Source organism: Mariniblastus fucicola (assembly GCF_008087665.1).
Classification (GTDB): Bacteria; Planctomycetota; Planctomycetia; order Pirellulales; family Pirellulaceae; genus Mariniblastus; species Mariniblastus fucicola.
In genome coordinates this window covers 1,068,164-1,086,710 of the sequence record NZ_CP042912.1, presented here as the reverse complement: position 1 = coordinate 1,086,710, position 18,547 = coordinate 1,068,164, and the positions used below count along the sequence as shown (strand labels likewise).

15 protein-coding genes are annotated in these 18,547 nt (G+C 54.1%); 7 read left to right on the top strand and 8 right to left on the bottom strand.

Going from position 1 to position 18,547, the window contains the following annotated elements; all coding sequences use genetic code 11:
- Positions 1-87 precede the first annotated feature (87 nt).
- From MFFC18_RS03840 to yidD, 3 genes are read left to right on the top strand one after another with little or no spacing between them, the layout of a single operon-like run.
- Positions 88-1,905, top strand: coding sequence for an MFS transporter (locus MFFC18_RS03840; RefSeq protein WP_148618622.1), 1,818 nt, complete (start codon positions 88-90; stop codon positions 1,903-1,905).
- 1 nt (position 1,906) lies between these two features.
- Positions 1,907-2,860 (top strand): carbon-nitrogen hydrolase family protein, encoded by a 954-nt coding sequence (locus MFFC18_RS03835; protein WP_075085123.1) that lies wholly within the window; start codon positions 1,907-1,909, stop codon positions 2,858-2,860.
- The gene (yidD, locus tag MFFC18_RS03830) at positions 2,857-3,090 is read left to right on the top strand and encodes a membrane protein insertion efficiency factor YidD (protein ID WP_075085124.1); all 234 of its coding nucleotides are present in this window, start codon (positions 2,857-2,859) and stop codon (positions 3,088-3,090) included. Before MFFC18_RS03835 ends, yidD begins: the two co-directional genes overlap by 4 nt.
- Positions 3,091-3,187: 97 nt before the next feature.
- On the opposite strand, the gene carA is transcribed toward yidD, so the two are convergent.
- Positions 3,188-4,339 carry a glutamine-hydrolyzing carbamoyl-phosphate synthase small subunit gene (gene carA, locus MFFC18_RS03825; RefSeq protein ID WP_075085125.1) on the bottom strand — a complete coding sequence of 384 codons (1,152 nt, stop codon included), beginning with the start codon at positions 4,337-4,339 and terminating at the stop codon, positions 3,188-3,190.
- 453 nt (positions 4,340-4,792) lie between these two features.
- Here carA and MFFC18_RS03820 point away from each other — a divergent pair, with 453 nt between their 5' ends.
- Both MFFC18_RS03820 and rsmA read left to right on the top strand, forming a co-directional pair.
- Entirely contained in the window at positions 4,793-5,395 is a 603-nt protein-coding gene (locus MFFC18_RS03820; RefSeq protein WP_075085327.1) for a riboflavin synthase, read from the top strand.
- On the top strand, positions 5,367-6,503 hold the full coding sequence (gene rsmA, locus MFFC18_RS03815) for a 16S rRNA (adenine(1518)-N(6)/adenine(1519)-N(6))-dimethyltransferase RsmA (RefSeq protein ID WP_084417201.1): 1,137 nt from the start codon (positions 5,367-5,369) through the stop codon (positions 6,501-6,503). The genes MFFC18_RS03820 and rsmA overlap by 29 nt, the downstream gene beginning before the upstream one ends.
- A gap of 21 nt (positions 6,504-6,524) precedes the next feature.
- Here the strand turns inward: rsmA and MFFC18_RS03810 are convergent, their stop codons facing one another.
- The 4 genes from MFFC18_RS03810 to MFFC18_RS03795 form a co-directional block, all read right to left on the bottom strand.
- A complete protein-coding gene (locus MFFC18_RS03810; RefSeq protein WP_075085126.1) occupies positions 6,525-7,451 on the bottom strand; it encodes a DUF1559 domain-containing protein in 927 nt (308 codons plus the stop codon).
- 39 nt (positions 7,452-7,490) lie between these two features.
- Positions 7,491-7,853: a hypothetical protein gene (locus tag MFFC18_RS03805; protein WP_210421384.1), complete on the bottom strand. Its 363-nt coding sequence runs from the start codon at positions 7,851-7,853 to the stop codon at positions 7,491-7,493.
- A 203-nt stretch (positions 7,854-8,056) separates the two neighbouring features.
- Positions 8,057-9,061, bottom strand: coding sequence for a LacI family DNA-binding transcriptional regulator (locus MFFC18_RS03800; RefSeq protein ID WP_075085128.1), 1,005 nt, complete (start codon positions 9,059-9,061; stop codon positions 8,057-8,059).
- Between the two features lie 288 nt (positions 9,062-9,349).
- A complete protein-coding gene (locus MFFC18_RS03795; protein ID WP_075085129.1) occupies positions 9,350-10,765 on the bottom strand; it encodes a sulfatase-like hydrolase/transferase in 1,416 nt (471 codons plus the stop codon).
- Between the two features lie 313 nt (positions 10,766-11,078).
- On the opposite strand from MFFC18_RS03795, the gene MFFC18_RS03790 reads away from it, so the two are divergent.
- Entirely contained in the window at positions 11,079-12,989 is a 1,911-nt protein-coding gene (locus tag MFFC18_RS03790; RefSeq protein ID WP_075085130.1) for an ABC transporter ATP-binding protein, read from the top strand.
- 52 nt (positions 12,990-13,041) lie between these two features.
- On the opposite strand, the gene MFFC18_RS03785 is transcribed toward MFFC18_RS03790, so the two are convergent.
- Positions 13,042-16,131: a S8 family peptidase gene (locus tag MFFC18_RS03785; protein ID WP_157665183.1), complete on the bottom strand. Its 3,090-nt coding sequence runs from the start codon at positions 16,129-16,131 to the stop codon at positions 13,042-13,044.
- Positions 16,132-16,615: 484 nt separating this feature from the next.
- Here MFFC18_RS03785 and MFFC18_RS03780 point away from each other — a divergent pair, with 484 nt between their 5' ends.
- Positions 16,616-17,182: a hypothetical protein gene (locus MFFC18_RS03780; RefSeq protein ID WP_148618620.1), complete on the top strand. Its 567-nt coding sequence runs from the start codon at positions 16,616-16,618 to the stop codon at positions 17,180-17,182.
- A gap of 75 nt (positions 17,183-17,257) precedes the next feature.
- Here MFFC18_RS03780 and MFFC18_RS03775 read toward each other — a convergent pair whose 3' ends face one another.
- Both MFFC18_RS03775 and MFFC18_RS03770 read right to left on the bottom strand, forming a co-directional pair.
- The gene (locus MFFC18_RS03775; protein WP_075085134.1) at positions 17,258-17,599 is read right to left on the bottom strand and encodes a hypothetical protein; all 342 of its coding nucleotides are present in this window, start codon (positions 17,597-17,599) and stop codon (positions 17,258-17,260) included.
- Positions 17,596-18,513, bottom strand: coding sequence for a DUF1570 domain-containing protein (locus tag MFFC18_RS03770; protein WP_157665184.1), 918 nt, complete (start codon positions 18,511-18,513; stop codon positions 17,596-17,598). Before MFFC18_RS03770 ends, MFFC18_RS03775 begins: the two co-directional genes overlap by 4 nt.
- Positions 18,514-18,547: the final 34 nt, after the last annotated feature.

Below are 18,547 nucleotides of genomic sequence, written 5' to 3'. Positions count from 1 at the left end.
CCACGTTGTTGGGTTGAAGTTGGAACCGCGCGGTGGGATCGTTTATAGTAAGCTGCCCACTTTCCGATAACGAGCGTCGAGATTTTCATGATCAAGTTCAACTGTTCCGGATGCCAGAAAGCGATCGGCGTCGACGAAAAGTATGCGGGGCGATTGATCAAATGCCCTGCTTGCGAGAATGCGACTCGTGTTCCAAACGCGGAACCGAAGATTCCGACAGCTACTTCGCCCGCCAATCCGGTATTCGAAGCCACCATGGCTCACGTTCCCAAAGCGCCTGCCAATCCGGTTTGCCCCAGCTGCCAAACTGAGCTGTTTAATCCGTCGGACAGCATGTGCGGAGCCTGTGGTCACGTGCTGGATCAGATCTCTTCAGCAAAGGCACCGATTGCTCCGCGACCCACTGGCAGAACTGCGGACGTGGCCGCGCCCGTGACGGCGACACCGGTCGGCATGTCTGGTGGATTGCCGGTGAACCCGGCGATTGCTTCTTCAGCTTCCGCTTCGCCGTACGCGACACAGGTTGACGCACCGAAAGATGGCTACGGCTACGATCCGTCCTACCAGACGTCTTCCAAAATGGAGCCTTCGACCGGGCGATCGATCGGAGCGTGGTTTGCTGCCGTCGGTGTCGGATTGTTCCTGGCGTTGATCTGGGGCGTGCTTGCGAGCTTCTTTGGAACCGGCGCCCAGATTTTTGCGTGGGCGATCGGAGCGGTCGTTGGTTGCATCGCGGGCTTGATCGCCAGAAACCCTTCGCTCCGGTTTTGCCTGGCGACTACGGCCGGAGCACTTCTTTGCATGTTATTCGGCCGACTGGTTTCCGCATGGGTCATCATGTTCGTGGTCTCGGGGATGAGTTCCATTCAGCAGTTCGGCATGTCGATGATCCCGGATACGGGCGTTTCGATCGGCGTGATGGAAGAAATGAATAGCAACGGCGAATTTGAAGGCGATGAGAAAGACCTTGCCGAGATGAAGATCAAGTCTTTCTTTTCGAACGAAGACTATTCCACGAGCATCGAGTACGACGAGATGGAATGGGAAACCGAAATTGAACTGGACAAAAAAGTTCGCGAAGTGGTCCGCGAAATGTCGGACGAAGAACAACAAGCGATACTTGAGAAAGTTCGCGAGGCGCATCCGGAGTGGATGGACCAACCATGGCACTACGATGCGATCATGGACTCGATGTTAGTCAACGAACAGATCGAGGACGAAGGTTTGCTGGCTCATGCACGCTCAGAGTTGGCGAAGCTCGACAGCGACTATGACGAGGAATATTTCCGCAATACGACGCGAAACGAAATGGACGAACGCGGCGAAAAGCTAAGAGAACTGGTGCTGGAAAAATACGTCGCGATGGATGATCAGGAGCGGAAAGACGCGATCCGTAGCGCGAGAATCAATCATCCTTCGTGGACTCCCGTGCAACACGAGTTCCTGGTGATGCTGGACGCGATGGCGGAGTCAGGCGACATTCCTGATCACCTGAAAGCAAAAGCCAAATCTACGATCAACATCGAGCTCAAGGGAATCTACGACGATGCGTTTGACTACGATGAAGACGAAGAATATGACTACGAGGCTCAGCAGGAACTGGAGAATGAGCTCAAGGCGGTCGTCAATGCTGAACTGCTGAAGCTTGATCAGGACGAGATCGATACGATGATCGCGAAGGCACAAGAAAAGTATCCCAGTTGGGATCCGCAGATTAACCAGGAAGTGTTCGACGAACTGAGCGATGGTTTTGGCGAAGTAATTGATCGTTTCGAGTCCGATGGGACTTTCTGGAGCAGTCTCAGAACACGCTTCAAAGCCTTGGACTTCGTTTGGTTGACACTCGGCTTGATCAGCGCGTTCGCAATCGTGTACACACTGGGCCAATCAGGAAAGAAGCGCTAAATTGTCAGAAACGCTAAAAGTCGGGCTCGCGCAAATCGCACCCGTCTGGCTCGACCGGAAGAAAACCACGGCGAAAATCTGCGACTACGTGTTACAAGCCGCGGACGCAGCATGCTCGCTGGTTGCGTTCGGTGAAACGCTGTTGCCAGGATACCCGTTTTGGCTGAGCTCGACGCACGGGTCGAAGTTCGAATGCGATATCCAAAAAGACCTCCATGCTCATTATCTCGGTGCGGCCGTCGATTTGCAGCGTGGTGATTTGCAGCCAATCTGTGAAATCGCAAAATCGCGCGGCATCGCAGTAATGCTCGGATGCTACGAACTGGGTTCCGACCGAGGCGGGCACACGGGATACTGTTCGCTGATTTTCATTGAAGCAAACGGCGAGGTTCGCAACGCCCATCGAAAACTGGTGCCGACATATGAAGAGCGATTGGCGTGGGGTTCAGGAGACGGAAACGGCCTGGAGGTTTTTCCAATCGGACCGTTTACGCTAGGCGGATTGAACTGCTGGGAGAACTGGATGCCGTTGCCGCGTACGGCGCTGCATGGGATGGGAGAAAACCTGCACGTTGCGGTCTGGCCTGGAGCTAAACGAAACACGATCGACATCACACGCTTCATCGCCATCGAATCAAGGTCGTATGTGCTTTCGGTTTCAGGGTTGCTACGAAAGTCAGATGTGCCTGACGATTTTCCGCATCGGGATCTGGTCCTCGATTCATTCGAGAATGAGATCATCAGCGACGGGGGCTCCTGCATTGCGGCTCCCAACGGAGACTGGATTGTTGAGCCAGTATGCGACAGAGAAGATCTCCTGATTGCCGAGTTGGACTATCGCGAAGTCCTCCGCGAGCGTCAGAACTTTGATATCTCCGGCCACTATTCGCGACCCGACGTTTTGAAACTGAGCGTCAACCGCGATCGCCAAAATTGCCTGGAAGACCAGCCATGATTCTGAATTGGATTTGGCGGTGGCCACGACTTTGCCTGATCGGGCTGGTTCGCTCTTACCAGATCGCAATCAGCCCTCTGCTGCCCGGCGTATGCCGATTCCAACCGACATGCAGTGCCTACGCGATCGAAGCATTCAAAAAGTACGGTGCAATCAAAGGCGGTTGGAAAACGGCTTGGCGAATCGTCCGCTGCCAGCCGTTTTGCAAAGGCGGCCACGATCCGCCGTAGCCAAATTCGCGGTCAATCCGCATTCATCGCTCATCGCCACACGTGAAGTGCACCCCAAGGGCGTCAAATCCACGTTTTTCTGAGGCAATCAACGCTGCTATTGTGCAACCGAATCGCCCTGCAGCATTTCCCGAAACCGTCGAAACAGGTATTGGCTATCGTGCGGGCCAGCAGATGCCTCCGGATGATACTGAACGCTGAATGCCGGCATCGTTTTGTGCTTCACGCCCGCGATCGTATTGTCGTTGAGGTTGTAATGCGTGACCTCAAGGCAATCCGGCAGCGAATCCGGATCGACGCAAAACCCATGATTCTGTGACGTGATTTCGATCTTACCGGTGGAAACCTCCTGAACCGGTTGGTTGGCACCGCGGTGGCCAAACTTGAGTTTGTAAGTCTTTGCTCCGCAAGCCAGAGCCAACAATTGATGGCCAAGGCAAATCCCGAACACAGGGACCTTCCCCAAGATGCCCTGAATCATTTGGACTGCATAGTCCAACGCTTCCGGGTCGCCAGGACCGTTGGAAAGAAAGATTCCATCGGGTTCGCAAGCAAGGACTTCTTCCGCCGTACAGGTTCCCGGAAGAATGCGGACGCTGAACCCCTGATCCACGAGGTGGCGAGCAATGTTTTGCTTCATGCCAAAGTCAATCGCCACGACTTTAACTTTTTCTACGTCGCTGGAATGTTCATCGCGGCGAAGGTCCCACCAATCGCTCAGCTGCCCGTCCCAATCCAGAGGTTGATCGGGCAGGACTTCTTTCACCAGGTCACGCCCTACCAGACCGGGGCTGTCTTTGGCGATTTGTACAAGAGCTTCATCGTCAAGCGTTTCCGTTGAGATGGCTCCTTTCATGGCTCCTAGCGAACGGGTGCGACGAACCAGGGCTCGTGTGTCGATGTTCGAGATGCCGACAATTCCCATCTTCTTGAGGTATTCGTCTAAAGTCTCGTTCGCGCGAAAATTACTTGCGATCTCACTGACGTTGCGAACGACAAAGCCGCTCAGGTGAGGCCGTTTGCTTTCGACGTCTTCCGGGTTGACGCCGTAGTTACCGATTTCCGGATAGGTCATCGTGATGATCTGTCCGCAGTAACTTGGGTCAGTCAGAATTTCCTGATAACCGGTCATGGAAGTATTAAAGATGACTTCGCCGGTCGTCGTTCCGGCGGCTCCGAAAGAAAGTCCGGTGAATACAGTGCCGTCCTCCAAAGCAAGTTTGGCGACTTGAGACTCACTTGCGTTCATGTTGTGATGCCTGAAGGTTCCCTGAGATGCAGAATCTGAAACAGATTTCGACAATCTTACACGAGGCTGCGATGCTTCGGAACTACTTCCGGGTCGGAATCGCAAAGCCTGTTTAAATGTTCGCAGCGATTTTCATCCTGCCAGGAGCTTCGATTGACCGTCTCAAGCCCTACCAACGACAAAGTTTAACATCTGACTTTTCCCGTTTTGCGGACTAAGCACCATGTTGATTCTTTTAGTTCATGGATGCCCTCGGAAAGTCGATACCACTATTGGCTGTGGGTCTCCGAGCAGGAACTTGTTCCCAATCGGACAGCCAACTTTAGAAGGGTTCCGGTAGCGGCGAGCTGGAACCCTTCATTTTTTATGCGCTGCGAGTATTTTCAGCCTTCTCAGAAATTCGCCTCACGCTACGGTCAGGACTCTGTCGCCCTATCTGCTGGAGTCGTTCCATTGTTTACAGGCCTCGTTGAAGAAAGAGGAACCGTCGTCTCGGTCTCAAAGTCCGCTGTTGCCGAAGGAGAAACCTCGGATTTGACCATTCGAGCTGAAATTTGCAGCCAAAACGCTACAATCGGTGATAGCATCTGCGTCAACGGTTGCTGCCTGACGGTCGTGAAAATGGACGATCAGGAACTGACTTTTCAGGCTGGCTCAGAGACGCTTTCCAAAACGAATCTGGGTCCGTTGAAACCCGGCGATCCTGTCAATCTTGAGCGTAGTCTCGCCGTTGGTGATCGCATGGGTGGTCACTACGTCACGGGTCATGTCGACGCCGTCGGCAAGGTCGCTCAGCGGATCGACGATGGACAGTGGTCCACGTTCTGGTTCGAAGTACCGACCGAATTGACTCGTCAAATGGCGAACAAGGGCTCGGTCGCGATCGATGGAATTAGCCTGACGCTGGTTGAGGTCCTCGATGACCGATTCAGCGTCGCTCTCATCCCGCATACTTTGGAAGTCACCACGCTGGGATCGAGAAACGTCGGCGACCAGGTGAACATTGAAACTGATTTATTGGCCAAGTATGTCCAGCAACAACTCAAACGAAACTGACAATCCTTCAAACGAAGAGAACGATCCGTGGGCTCGCGCTCGCAAGGTTCTGGAAGACAAAAAGGCGATTGCCGAGCGTGCCAAAGCCGTCATCACGGGCGAACCGCTTCCACCGAGCATCAAGGAAATTGCCGACGCTGCTGACGAAAAGGAAGGCGAAGGCAAAAAGGTCAATCGCCAAACAGTGTCCTATTTGTCGCGCCGATTCGAAGAAGTCGGCTTGAACCCGAACAAGCGACATGGACAGAACTTCCTGGTTGACTTGAACCTGATTCAGATGATCGCCAAATCTGCGGACCTTGGCAAGAACGACGTCGTTCTGGAAATCGGCACCGGAATGGGATCGCTGACAGGCATGCTGGCCCAGAAGGCGGCTCATGTAATTACCGTTGAAATCGATGGCTATCTGTATCAGATGGCCTCGGAAGAGCTTGAGGCTTTCGACAATATCGAAATGCTCAAACAGGACGCTTTGAAGAACAAGAACCAGTTCGACGACCGGGTGATCGATGCGATCAAGAAGGCGCTGGCAGCAGACTCCAGCCGCGTTTTCAAGCTCGCCGCAAATCTGCCCTACAACGTGGCGACACCGATCATCGCGAACCTGCTGCGTAGCGAAGTGATTCCGGCAACGATGAGCGTAACTATCCAAAAGGAACTGGCCGACCGAATCACGGCCAAACCAGGCTCGAAGGACTATGGATCGCTGAGCGTTTGGGTGCAAAGCATGGCCGATCCCGAACTGGTCCGCGTTATGCCGCCACACGTATTCTGGCCGCGACCAAAAGTGGATTCTGCGATTCTCAAGATCGTGCACCGGCCGGAAAAGGCGGCTGCGGTCCCGGACATCGATTTCTTTTACGCGTTCGTTCGCGCGATGTTCTTTCACCGCAGGAAGTTCATGCGAAGCGTGGCTGTCGCGGCTTTCAAAGGTCAGCTGTCCAAACCTCAGGTCGATGAAGTACTGGCCGAAGCAGGGCTCAGAGAGGATGCTCGGACCGAGCAGCTTTCGGTCGAAGAGCTTCAGTCACTTTGCGAGCTGTTTCGTCAAAAACTGGTCGAAGTCACCGGCGAACAGAATCCGCGATTGGCAAATCAGGGAAACTGACGCTGGCCTTCAACAGTCAAACTAGTTGGCGTTGCCAATGTTCGCGACTTCGCCGCCGGCACGTGTGGCCAACGCCTGGTAGACTTCCAACGAGATACTGCGATCGACGAAATGCGTTGAACCATCGCCAAGCACGACGTTGATTCCGCCCGGATGGTGGCTGGCAAAATCTTCCAGATGGCCATGGTCGTCAGACAACGGGTGATCGGCGGCGCCGACGATGCGAGCCGCCGGTGCATCCAATTCAGGGATCAGACCTACCCAGGAGATCGGCCCGTGCTCATTGGTTCGTTCGCCAATGATGATCGTATTGCTCGTGCCATCGGTAAATCGCGCGATCGGAAGTTCGCTGTTGGCAAAGAAAGCTCCGTTTCCGGATCCGAGATACTCGTCCAACTCGCCACTGCCAAACATGCCGGAGTAGTTGCTTCTTCCAGCCAGCAGTTCTCCGCCGTGGTCGTGATCGTCGTCATCATCGCCATCGTCGTGCGGGAAGTCATGGTCGTGGTCATCTTCGTCGATGTGGACATCCATGTTCTGGACGTCTTCGGCGGGATCCGAAGGGCAGAGGTAGACCGGAATGACAGATTGAATGATGTCTTCGTGGTCATGGTCATCAACGGCCAGGCGAAAATCGATCTGGCGATGGACGTTGCTGCTTTCAATGAATGGCAGGATCTCTGCTGACCAGCCCCAGCCGGGTTCGGCCAGCGGCAAGAATTCGCTCTCCGTTCGCCAGCCCGAAGGGAAGTGCATATGAGCACTTTCATAGTTCATCACGGCAAGCCCAAGCTGGCGGACGTTGTTGGCACATTGAATGCGGCGAGCGGCTTCGCGGACCTGCTGAACTGCAGGAAGAAGCATGCCGATAAGAATTCCGATGATTGCGATCACGACCAGCAGCTCTACAAGTGTAAAACCACGGCGCAACTGAGTTGAAGATTTCATTGAAGGGGGTTCCGGGAGGGATGACGTTGATTGAGAACACTACGCATCGAGCGCAGGTGGTCCTCGCGTCAAATACCCGGAAACCGTTTCAAGCTCAGGAACCTGAAACACGGATGGAATGAAATCAAAAGAACGCTCGTCCGATTCGACAATCGCAAATTCGACCGTCTCGACCGCGTGCTCGTAGACCATGCGGCAGATAGAGCACGAGTCATGGTCGTGATCATCGGCAGGTGAGTGTTCATGCTCGTGCGGCAGCGAACCGCAGTCGGAACAATCAACGTCACCTTTCGGGAGCAACTCCAGCCCGGCCATCGAAGCCGAAACATGCTGGTGCGAATGCTCGACACCGCAGCAGTCATCGTCTGCATGAAAGTGCGTCAGCGTCAGTGCATTACTCAACAGCAGCGAGAAAATCGCTAACCATCGGGCAATATTTGACGAATCAGGACGCAATGAAATTCTTTCAACGGGAAAAGTAGAGCCGTTCGATTCTAGATCCGGATCAATCGCAGTCAAGTTCGAGCCAAATGGAATTCGGCTGAAATGCAGCAGATACAGTGAAAAACAAGCTCGACACTCTGGCTGCGAATCGTTTCACAGACCTAATCTCGGGCCATAGTTGACTCGCGGACAACGACTTTGGACTCAAGGTTCGGCAGTTTGTATTCTTCGTCCGCGATCAGTTTGATCATCGCGACAGCCGCAGCAACTCCCATTTCATTGGCTGGCTGCTTGACTGTCGTCAATGGTGGTGTGAAGAACGCGGATTCGGCTTGATCGTCAAAGCCGACAATCGAGACGTCTTCGGGTACGCGAATGCCGCGACGGTAGAGCGCCAACCGCGCTCCCAAAGCGGTCATGTCATTGGCGGCAAACACGGCCGTGAACTTGATTCCCTTATTGAGCAAATTTTCGATTGCGTTCACGCCTGAATCACCATCAAATTCACCATCGCAGATCAATTCCGGATCCACCGGCAAGCCGGCTTCTTCGAGAGCCCGACGGTAACCAGCTTTGCGCCGAATGGCATCCTGATGGTCTTCGATGCCCGAGATGTGAACGATTTGTTTGTGCCCGAGGCCTATCAAGAGCTTCGTTGCTTCGTAGCCGGCACGCTCGTTGTCGAGAAACAGACAGAGGTTCTCCCAGCCATCGATCTCGCGGCCCACGATCAGCGTCGGAACGCGATCCTTCAACTCATCGAGTTCGTCTTCGGGCAATCGACTTCCGACAACAATCAAACCGTCAACCATTCGCCCCAACAAGGTTTCCGCGGCAGCGATTCCTGTTTCGGCGCGCCAGCGACCGTCAGCGAAAATCGGCGAGTAGTCCGTTGTGGCGAGGCTGGTGAGAATGCCTTGCGAGATCGCGTCGTAAAACGGACTACCAATATTCTGCGTCATGACTCCGATCGTTCTGGACTGCCCGCTGGCGAGTCCTCTCGCAAAAATATTGGGCTCGAAGTGTAGCTCCTTCATCGCAGCCAGGACGGCGTCGCGCTTTTCCGGATTCACTGGCGTCGAATTATTAATGACACGTGACACGGTGCTTTTGGAGACGTTGGCTCGTTTGGCGATGTCGGTGATGGTTACGGATTTTTTGTTCAAGACGCTCTCGTACTAGATTGGCTTAGGTGCAGTTTTAACTTTTGGAAATGGTTATTCGTGCAAATTACCGCAGATCGAAGGCTGTGACCAAGTATCGGATGTTCGATAAACCCGAGGACAATGGCTGTTAAATTTTAACGCATTTTCGGCTCGTTGCGGCAGGCGAGGCCAATTCCTGCACACGGTTTCGCCAAACGCGACTGGTTTGTCCAAACCACCGTTTTAACCGAACCGTTGGACCGAAGATTTTGACTGTGCGTTCAACAGACGCACTGAGACGGTTCCGTGTCAGTTCCGGTCACGTTGCTGCGAAATGGTCCTTTGCGAGCCACGTCCCCAAAGCGGTTGCTGAAGATCGCTTTCCCAATCGACAAGTTTTCTGTTGAGCGATTTCAAAACTTCTGGCCGCGTTCCAGCCAGATCCGTGGTCTCACCCAAGTCGGTGCTGAGGTCGAAAAGTTGAGCCGCGGATCCTGTTTCCTGCCGATTGTGAATCAGTTTCCAATTGCCTTCGCGTAATGCAATCGGGCCATTTGATCCGCCCTGACGCCAGTAGAGCGTTCGCGTTGGAAGAGTTTTGGCGTCGCCATTGATCAGAGGCACGAAACTCCGTCCGTCAAGCTTCCAATCAGCCTCCACCGAGTGACCCGCCAATTCAAAAATGGACGGCAAGATATCTAGCGATATGATTGGGTCATCAACAACAGTACCCGGTTCGATCGTATCTGGCATTTTCATCGCCCACGGAACCCGAACTCCACCCTCCCAAAGCGTTCCCTTCTTTCCTTTGAGTTCACCATTGTTGGCGCCAGTCAGAGTCTGGCCGCCGTTGTCGTTGGTAAATATTACGAGCGTATCGTTTTCGATCCCGTTACTTTTGATTGCCTCCAGAATTTTGCCAACATTGTCGTCGAGGGAAACGACCAGCCCCGCATAATTCCTGCGCCGCTTTTTCTTGATGTGCTCGACGCGGTGCAAGTCATTCCTGTTGGGCTCGTTGGGAGAGTGTGGCGCCGTGAAAGAAACGAAGAGAAAAAACGGTTCCTCTTTGCTTTCCTCAATAAAACGGACAGCCGCATCGCCAAATCGATCGGTTACGTAGCCTACTTCTTTCGTCGGCGTTTTGTTGTCGAGAATGACACGATGCGGCGAGACGTTCTCGATTGGAAAATAGCGTCGTGACCCCTGAAGCAAACCGTAGAACCAGTCAAAGCCTCGCTCATTGGGATGGTATTCGGCGGGATAACCGAGGTGCCACTTTCCGATCAAGCCAGTTTTGTATCCGATTTTCTGAAGTCGCTTTGCGCCAAAACTTTCGCTTCGATCCAACCCGGATTTTGTGCCCGGAGGAAGGTTGTTGTCGAAACCAAAGCGTTCCTGATATCTGCCCGTCATCAACCCGGCTCTCGAAGGTGAGCAGACGGATCCGGACATATACGCGTTTGAAAAACGAACTCCGTCGGCGGCAATGGAGTCAATGTGCGGCGTAAGTTCACGCATGTCTGGTGCACACTGCGGCTGAAATCCAAAGTCGGCATACCCGGCGTCGTCAGAATACAAAATGACGATGTTTGGTTTCCTCGCGTCATCCTTTCTCGCGCCTTCGAACCCAGAAGCATTCTCGATCAGAACACTGACCGATATGCAAAAAGTGAACATGATTGCGATCGCCGCGAGGGAACGACGTTGGTTGATAAGCTTCATTGTTTGAGATTTCAATTTTGCATTTGCATGGATGTGGAGCCGATTGGCATTCGACTTGACTAATCATGTTAACAAGACCGGCGTGCCGTCGCGCCGGTGAGTTGGCGATCAAAGCGATGGCTATCGACGTGTCCAGCTGATAAATGTCCACGCTGCTGAACCTTCCGCAGTCCTGCTTGTCCTCGCAGCGTGGGCTGATCGCGCGGCGTCGCGAGTGATTTGAAGGCTTTTGGCAATTTGCCGTTTCCAACTTAATCCGGTCCGCCAACAATAAACTTCCTCGTTCGCTATCTGATGTTCCGCCAATCCCTCCATGAATCGTCTGTCTACATCCAAAGGTCGTTTTGCCGAGTTCGTAGACAAATTCCGCAAGGGCGAGTTCAAACAGAAAAGCAAATACGACGAAGAGAACGATTCGAACAAGGACGAAACCGAGTCGCTCGATCCGGATCAGAAAAAAGAGAAGAAACAGAAGCGTCGCGGCTATTTGAAGCAGTACATTCGGCAGCTTTGGCCGCACTGGAAAATGGTTGCGTTTCTGATCGGGTTGGCCGTGACGGTCGCCGTGTTGGAGATCGCTTCGCCGCTGTTCGGCCGCTATATCATTGACCAGATTCTGCTGACCGACAAATCGAACGCCGAAAAGATCTGGTCGCTGAATATCGTTGGAGGCCTCTTTCTGGTCATCGTGATTGCCACCCGAGCCTGCGGGATGACGCGAGCCTGGTTTCAGCGATTGCTAAATGTTCGAGTGATCCTGACCCTGCGACGTGCTCTGTTTGAGCGACTGTTGAAGCTGCCTCTGGATCAGTTGTCGGACATGAAAGTCGGCGGAATCATTTCGAGGCTGACCGACGACATCAACAAAACGACTGGGCTGTTGCAGATGGCGGTCGTTTCTCCAGGAGTCGCAATTTTGCGATTGCTGCTGGCGATGGGGATTCTGCTATTCATCAACTGGAAACTGGCGATTGCCGCGTTGGGAATCATCCCACCGATCATGGCACTTTCGATGATTGCCATTCGTCGCATCCGGCCTGTTTACCGCGCGATCCGCAAGGATGTTTCGTTTGTCGACGGCCGCGTCGGAGAAGCCTTTCAGGGAATCCGGGACGTGCGGGCCTTCGGTGGCGAACACCGCGAGGAAACAGAATACACGCTGGGCCATCACACGATCACGCGGATGCGAATGTTCGCGGCCAGCCGAGAGATCCTGTTGTGGAGTTGCTGGGGTTTGTTGATGGGGCTGATCGGCGTGGTGATCACATGGCTGGGAGGCTATTGGTTTGTCCGCGGCGAGGCAACGATTGGAGACATCACGGCGTTTCAGTTCTACGTGTTTATGCTGCTCAACCCGGTGTGGCAAATCGTCGAATCGCTGACCGAACTTCAGCGCTCACTGGCTTCGATGGAACGCGTGTTCGAAGTCCTTGAATCGCCGATCGACAAACCGGACAGGCCGGATGCGATCGAAGCCGCGCCGCCGATTGAATCGATCGAACTTAAGGACGTTTGGTTTGCGTACAACGAAGGCACGGACGTGATCAAGAACTTCAACCTGAAAGTCGCCGGTGGATCGGTAACCGCGTTGGTGGGTCGAAGCGGCGCAGGCAAGACTACGGTGACTGATCTGGTCGCCCGATTTTACGACCCAACCCAGGGCTCGATCTTGCTCAACGGTCGCGACTTGCGCGACTATCAGCTGAAGTCCTATCGTGAACTGCTGGGCGTCGTGCAGCAGGAAGTCTTTCTGTTCGACGGCACTGTTTCCGAAAATATTGCTTACGGAAACAAGCGGGCGACTCACGAGCAAATCGTGGCTGCTGCCAAACAGGCGAATGCTCACGAGTTTATCGCCGAGCTGGAAGAAGGCTACGATTCCCTGATCGGCGAACGCGGTGTGAAGCTGTCAGGCGGTCAGCGTCAGCGCCTTTCGATTGCCAGAGCCCTGTTGGCGGATCCAAAAATTCTGATTCTGGATGAAGCGACCAGCAACCTCGACACCGAAAGTGAACAGCTGATTCAGGCCGCCATGGAAGAGCTGTTGAAGGATCGCACGACGTTTGTGATCGCTCACCGGCTTTCGACGATTACGCATGCGGACCTGATCGTCGTGGTCGATGATGGGGAACTGATCGAGTCAGGAACTCACGACGAACTGGTCGCAGCCAACGGCCACTACGCGGAAATGATTCGCCGCCAAACAGACGCGGTCACGGTTTAGAGCGACCTGAATTCCGGTCCGGCGGGACGTCGTCGTGGTTGTTGATGGTGGACTAGCGTTGCTGCCATTGACCGCGCAACACGGCCTCGAAGTCGACGCGTTCCATATCGTACGTGGCGATGACTCCGTCGACCGCAGACGCTTCGAGGAAATCGAATTCAGTGGCTTCGATCCGATGCTGTTCCAACACAGCGACGGCTCGATCGCCAATCGCCGCGATAACGTCCAGCGACTGAACATCGTCAAGGTAAACAGCGTCACCTCCGCCTGCACCGTTGAGCCTGGTTGATTCAACTTCGCGAGCGACGGTTTGGATTTTGCCGGTTCGGAAAATCGCACGTTCGCTATTCACATCCAACACGTCTGCGCCGACAGAACCGGTCAGGAAGCTGGTGTCGTAGCCGGCTCCTCCAGCGAACGAGACGTCGCCAAAGCCCACCGTTCGCACGATTGCTCCTCCGTCGAAAATGACGGAACCGCTGGTGCTGTCGACGATAAACTGATCGTCGCCGTCAGTCCCAACAATCTCTGCAGAGTCATAGCCCTGGAAGTTCGCTACGACGTTGACGCGGCTGAAGTGGTTCATTTCGATCGCGGTGATTCCAGCCCGAAATGTCGTTTGTTCGCGAGTTGCGTTGAGCTGATCGTTGGCGACGGAACCGCTGATCTGCGCGACGTCGTAGCCACCCGTCGCATCGACAACGATCTGGGTAAAGTCATGTGCCACCATGTTAACACCATCGGTGATCAGCTGCGACGTTCCATCCGCGAACAGGAACCGGTCATTGCCTTCGGAGTCCGTAAACACGACGGTGTCGCTTCCGTTTCCTGAGAAAGCAGTCGCTCTTTCGAACTCTGTTGCGGAAAGCGTTGTCCGGTCATTGTTAACTTCGACTAAATCTTCGCCGAGCGTCAACTGGTCGTCCGTTTCGGATCCAAAAAGGTTGGCAGTGTCATGGCCGTCCGAACCGTCAACGACGAGCTCCTCATAGTTGATCGCAATCAATCGTGAACTGTTGTCGCCACTGCGCAAAACGCTGTAGTCATTCTTTGAGTGTAGGACATCGTTGCCGTCGTCGCCTTGCAAATGGATCGAGTCACTGCCGCCTTTTCCGTCGGCGATCATCATCGCGAACCCATGTCCGGTTGCCCGTGCAGCCCCGGACGTGATCGACATACTTTCATAGTTGCCGTAAATTTGGTCGTCGGATTCCGAGCCCGCCACCGTCAGCGTCCCAACGCCTGTAACGTCAATCGTCTCAAATCCGATCGCTCGCAGCGTGTTTGCTCCGTCAAATGCATCGACTCGATTCTGACGCAGGACCGTTCGTTCGTAGCGCTCGCTCAGGCTGAGCTGGAGCGAATCCTGTTCTGCATCACCTTGAATCACGATCGATGATACGTCCGCATGCTGAAAACTGTAGCGGGTTCCATTCACTTCGACTCGCAACATATCGTCGTCGGTGACCACGAACGAGTCAGCTTTTTCCGTACCGTCTACCGTCAACAGACCGTCCTGCATGGAGAGCAAATTGTCGATCGCCAGTTCGACCTCACCGCTGGCTTTCAACAAAACCGTCAGCGACTCGCCCTCGGTGACGTCAAACTGAAAGTCGACGCGCCCGTCTTGAACTTGCTGGCTGGTCAGCCGATTCATCATCGCGTCGTAGACTTCAATCGTCCCTGAAAGCGAATCCGTCGCAAAACCGAACGCCATCGGGCCCGTTTTGCTGGCTGTCAGCGAATAAGTTCGATCGCCGGATACGAAATCGACGACTTCGAGCGAATCGACAACGCCCAACTCCGTCGCCTGAGACGCCTTTTGGAACTCGGCCGAAATCTGATAGTGACCGGTGCCGCTTTCGCTGGCAACTTCCATGCGATACGTCTCGCCCGCGACGACATCGATATAGGCTCGCTCGCCATCGAGTTGAAGTTGGACTCGTTGCCCATCGCTGTTGGTAATTTTGAGCGTCGGGTCAAGTTGATCGGTGGCTTCGAAGGTAAATTCGATTTGCCCCTGAGCTCCAGCCGTAAATTGAAAAGTATCAACTTCGGCAGGCTGTGAAATCGAACCGCGAATCAACTCACCGCCCGTGAGCGTGCCAACGCGAGTCACCTCTACATTGGCTTCAACGCTTTCGACAATGGAGGCAATCGCCGCGTCGAGATCGAGCTGCCGAAATGTAGTTTCGGTGATTGAATCGTAGATCTGGTTCGACGTGTCCCAGAAAGTCTGATAGAGCGTGTCTTGATCAACTTCGCCATAGCCCATCGCGCCGTAGGCTTGACGCAGTACGGCGCTGGCACCGGCAACGTAGGGCGCCGCCATGCTGGTTCCGCTGGCACCAAGCAACTGATCAGATTTGCGCGTTCCGAACAGATAATCGGGAACGGAACTTTGAATGTTTTCACCTGGAGCAACCAGGACTTGATCGTCCCGTTGGCTAAAATCGCTCAGCTGACCGTCGGCATCGTGGCTGGCGACAGCGACTACATTCTCATTTGCAGCCGGGTAGCTGAGCGTCTTTGAAAAGAAGTCCTGGAAGTCGTTTCCAGCAGCGACACTAATAAAGACGCCTTCACTTTTGAGCGCTTCCAGTTCGTCGCTGATAACGTTCCAGTCCGCGGCCGTTTCGGTCTGCCAGTCGGCACCGAGAGACATGTTGACGGTCGTGATCGGGTTTTCAAACGAATCGAGATTGTTTTTGACCCATTGAAGAGCGGACTCAACCCACTCAATTTTTCCGACTCCAGAATCGTTGAACACGCGAAGCCCGACCAGATCGGCTCCGGGGGCAACCCCCTGAAAGTCGCTTCCGTCGCCGGCTGCAATTCCAGCAACGTGCGTCCCGTGAAATCCTGCGGGGCCATCGTCGTAAGGATTAGCATCGTTTTCGGCAAAGTCCCAACCGCCGACGACTTTGTTTCCATAGCCGTATCCGCCGCCAAGGGCCGCGTGATCCCAGGCGATTCCCGAATCGATTACTGCGATCGTTTGACCGGATCCGTCGAAACCGTAGTCGTTGGCGTTGGTGGATTCTGCAATATCGCCGGTGGAAGTTTCCGCAACGAGCGGCGCGATCTCTTCGATCAGCTGATTGAGGTCCGGGGCATCGGCGGCGATTCCTTGGGCGCTCATGACGAGCCGTTGTTCGAATTGCTCGAATCGGCGTCTGCGTTCACTTTTGGATTGTCGGCTTCGTGACATGGAGGGGCTGCTCAGTGCGCGCCGGTTCAATCAACGAGAAGTGCGCGCACATTCCTCTCGAAAACCATCATGGAGGGAAACGCCGGAATCCATTTGGGCGCGGAGAGCAGCAGGAATGGCAAAACAAAAATAGTGTCTTGCGTTGGGGGGGGTTCCTTCGAATCCTGTCGAAGACCTGCCGGGAACTATACGTTTCATTGAAGAATTGGGTTTGCTTTGCGTGTCCGACTTTCTAAAACACGGGTCAAGCCGTCGTTGGCTGGCAAACTGTAACGATTGAGCAATCTGTTTCGACCAGCGAAGAACGTCTGATTCCGTCAGGTTTGCGCGTTTCTCCGATTCACCTGTTTCGGCTGTACCGATTGTGCCGATTTTATCCAGGAACAGGAACGCAAACGCAAACACGGTCATGGCCATGAAGCCCATCTCAGCGCTGCAATATTTTACGTGGAGTCAATTTTCCAAGCCCTCGAACGACCGACTGGCGTTGCGCGCCATAAAAAAGAACAAGTTTCGCTCGCTGGTCGAAGTCGGACTTGGCGAAGGCGTTCGGTGCGAGCGAATGATTCGCGTGGCTCAGAAATACAGTGGCGCCAAAACGATTCGGTACACCGGAGTCGATCTGTTCGAAGCTCGCGAGTCCTCGGAAACGAATCTCAAACTGATCGAGATGCACCGACAACTCAACGGACTTGGTGCAAAAGCTCAGTTGGTCCCCGGAGACTTCGGCAGCGCGACCCAACGAATCGCCAACTCGCACCTCCGAACCGATTTGGTGATCATCGATTGCGGAAACCAGGGCGATGTTTTCGCCGACGAAGAGTTTGCATCGGCGTGGAAGTTCTTGCCGCGAATGCTGCATGCATCGTCACAGGTCATGCTGTTCTTTCCCAACGACGAATACGAAGTGTTTAACTTTTTGGACGTCGAAGACCAGCTCAGAAAACTTGACTCGGGCGTTGAGGTCAAGCGAGCAGCGTAAGTTTGGCGCGATGCTCAAGTAAGCACCCGGGCCGAACCGTTTGACGTTCCGGAATGCGGAACGCGGCAAAGAAAGCTATTCCGCGGCGCCGGTGACAACTTCAGCAATTCCAGCGTGTAGCTGACCACGAGTCAGTACGCTTTCAAACGCCAACTCTCGTCCACGCCTGAGAAGGTCAACGTTGACGTGTTGAGCATAGGCAACTGCGCGCGGCACTCGAGCGACCAGTTCCGCCAGGGCGTCCCAATCCAAATCTTTCGCTTGCAAATCGACCAGCAACAGTTCGCAATTGTTGCCTTCGAGTTTTACATTCGCCCGTTCGACAGAAGCGACGAATCGAAACGTTCCGCCTTCGGCCCGGACTGCGGCAGAAACGGTTGACGACATCATCAGGTCTTCGCTGATCAAAACGATCATGGCTTGACGGTCTTTCGCAAATACTCAAGGTGACTAAGAAGTTCTGTGGCATCACGATCGGATTCCGTCAGCAGCTGGTGAAGAGATTTTGCAGCCGCTGGATCAAGCCGAACTTGCTCGATATGGTGCTGCAACAGGCCCGCTGTCTCAACCTCGTGATGCAACAGATAGTGTACCCACAGCCAGGACTCTGCATAATCCATCAGCGTCAATGCGCCAGCTTTGCGTAGCGACTCCAGCCTCTCAAGATCCGGTTGCCATTGCCCGGAATCGTATTTCTCGATCAGCAGATGAAAATGTGGCGAGTTGAAACCTCGGTTCACGCGAGGCGTTTCGAAGTACTCCGCGATGCCTTCGTCCAGCCACAGCGGCAAGTCGTTGATGACACTATGAAGGTATCCATGGGTGACTTCATGACGCAAATCTTCGGCGACACGATTCCCCCACCAGGCGAACACCATCAGCGAAGTATCATTTTTGACAAAGAACGCGCGGCGGTTCGGAAACAGCGGATGCTTTCGCTGCATGTAGTCGGTGAAGGAGGCTTCGTTGGCGAAAAGATAAATATGAATCGGTTCGTCCGAAACCGGAATGTTCAGCAGTTGCGACACGTCATCACGACGGCTTTGCAGTTCCCCCAGCAATCGGTGGCGACGCGGAAGATGAAAGTCTGAGTGGATCACAAGCTGACCTCTGACGATCTCCCGTTTCTGCGGCAGCTCCAGTGACCGCGGCAGCAGACTGTGCGTTGTCGGCAGCGCGTGGCAACCCGTAATCAGTAACAGGATAAGGATTGAGAACCGCACAAACTTGCTCGCAGTCAGATTCGGACGCGGAACGATAGCAAGTTCTTGACGATGCCGAAACGCCAGTGAATGCGAGGCAGAGTTTCGACCAATGGCCGCTGCGGCCATTGTCTTGGGCGTTTTTGCCGATAATCGCTGATGG

What these genes read in the sequence shown, in the direction of transcription:
- MFFC18_RS03780 (WP_148618620.1), top strand. Translation starts at nt 16,616, where the DNA reads ATGAAGCCCATCTCAGCGCTGCAATATTTTACGTGGAGTCAATTTTCC.
- MFFC18_RS03785 (WP_157665183.1), bottom strand. Translation starts at nt 16,131, where the DNA reads ATGAGCGCCCAAGGAATCGCCGCCGATGCCCCGGACCTCAATCAGCTG.
- MFFC18_RS03770 (WP_157665184.1), bottom strand. Translation starts at nt 18,513, where the DNA reads ATGGCCGCAGCGGCCATTGGTCGAAACTCTGCCTCGCATTCACTGGCG.
- MFFC18_RS03795 (WP_075085129.1), bottom strand. Translation starts at nt 10,765, where the DNA reads ATGAAGCTTATCAACCAACGTCGTTCCCTCGCGGCGATCGCAATCATG.
- rsmA (WP_084417201.1), top strand. Translation starts at nt 5,367, where the DNA reads ATGTCCAGCAACAACTCAAACGAAACTGACAATCCTTCAAACGAAGAG.
- MFFC18_RS03840 (WP_148618622.1), top strand. Translation starts at nt 88, where the DNA reads ATGATCAAGTTCAACTGTTCCGGATGCCAGAAAGCGATCGGCGTCGAC.
- MFFC18_RS03810 (WP_075085126.1), bottom strand. Translation starts at nt 7,451, where the DNA reads ATGAAATCTTCAACTCAGTTGCGCCGTGGTTTTACACTTGTAGAGCTG.
- MFFC18_RS03790 (WP_075085130.1), top strand. Translation starts at nt 11,079, where the DNA reads ATGAATCGTCTGTCTACATCCAAAGGTCGTTTTGCCGAGTTCGTAGAC.
- yidD (WP_075085124.1), top strand. Translation starts at nt 2,857, where the DNA reads ATGATTCTGAATTGGATTTGGCGGTGGCCACGACTTTGCCTGATCGGG.
- carA (WP_075085125.1), bottom strand. Translation starts at nt 4,339, where the DNA reads ATGAACGCAAGTGAGTCTCAAGTCGCCAAACTTGCTTTGGAGGACGGC.
- MFFC18_RS03775 (WP_075085134.1), bottom strand. Translation starts at nt 17,599, where the DNA reads ATGATCGTTTTGATCAGCGAAGACCTGATGATGTCGTCAACCGTTTCT.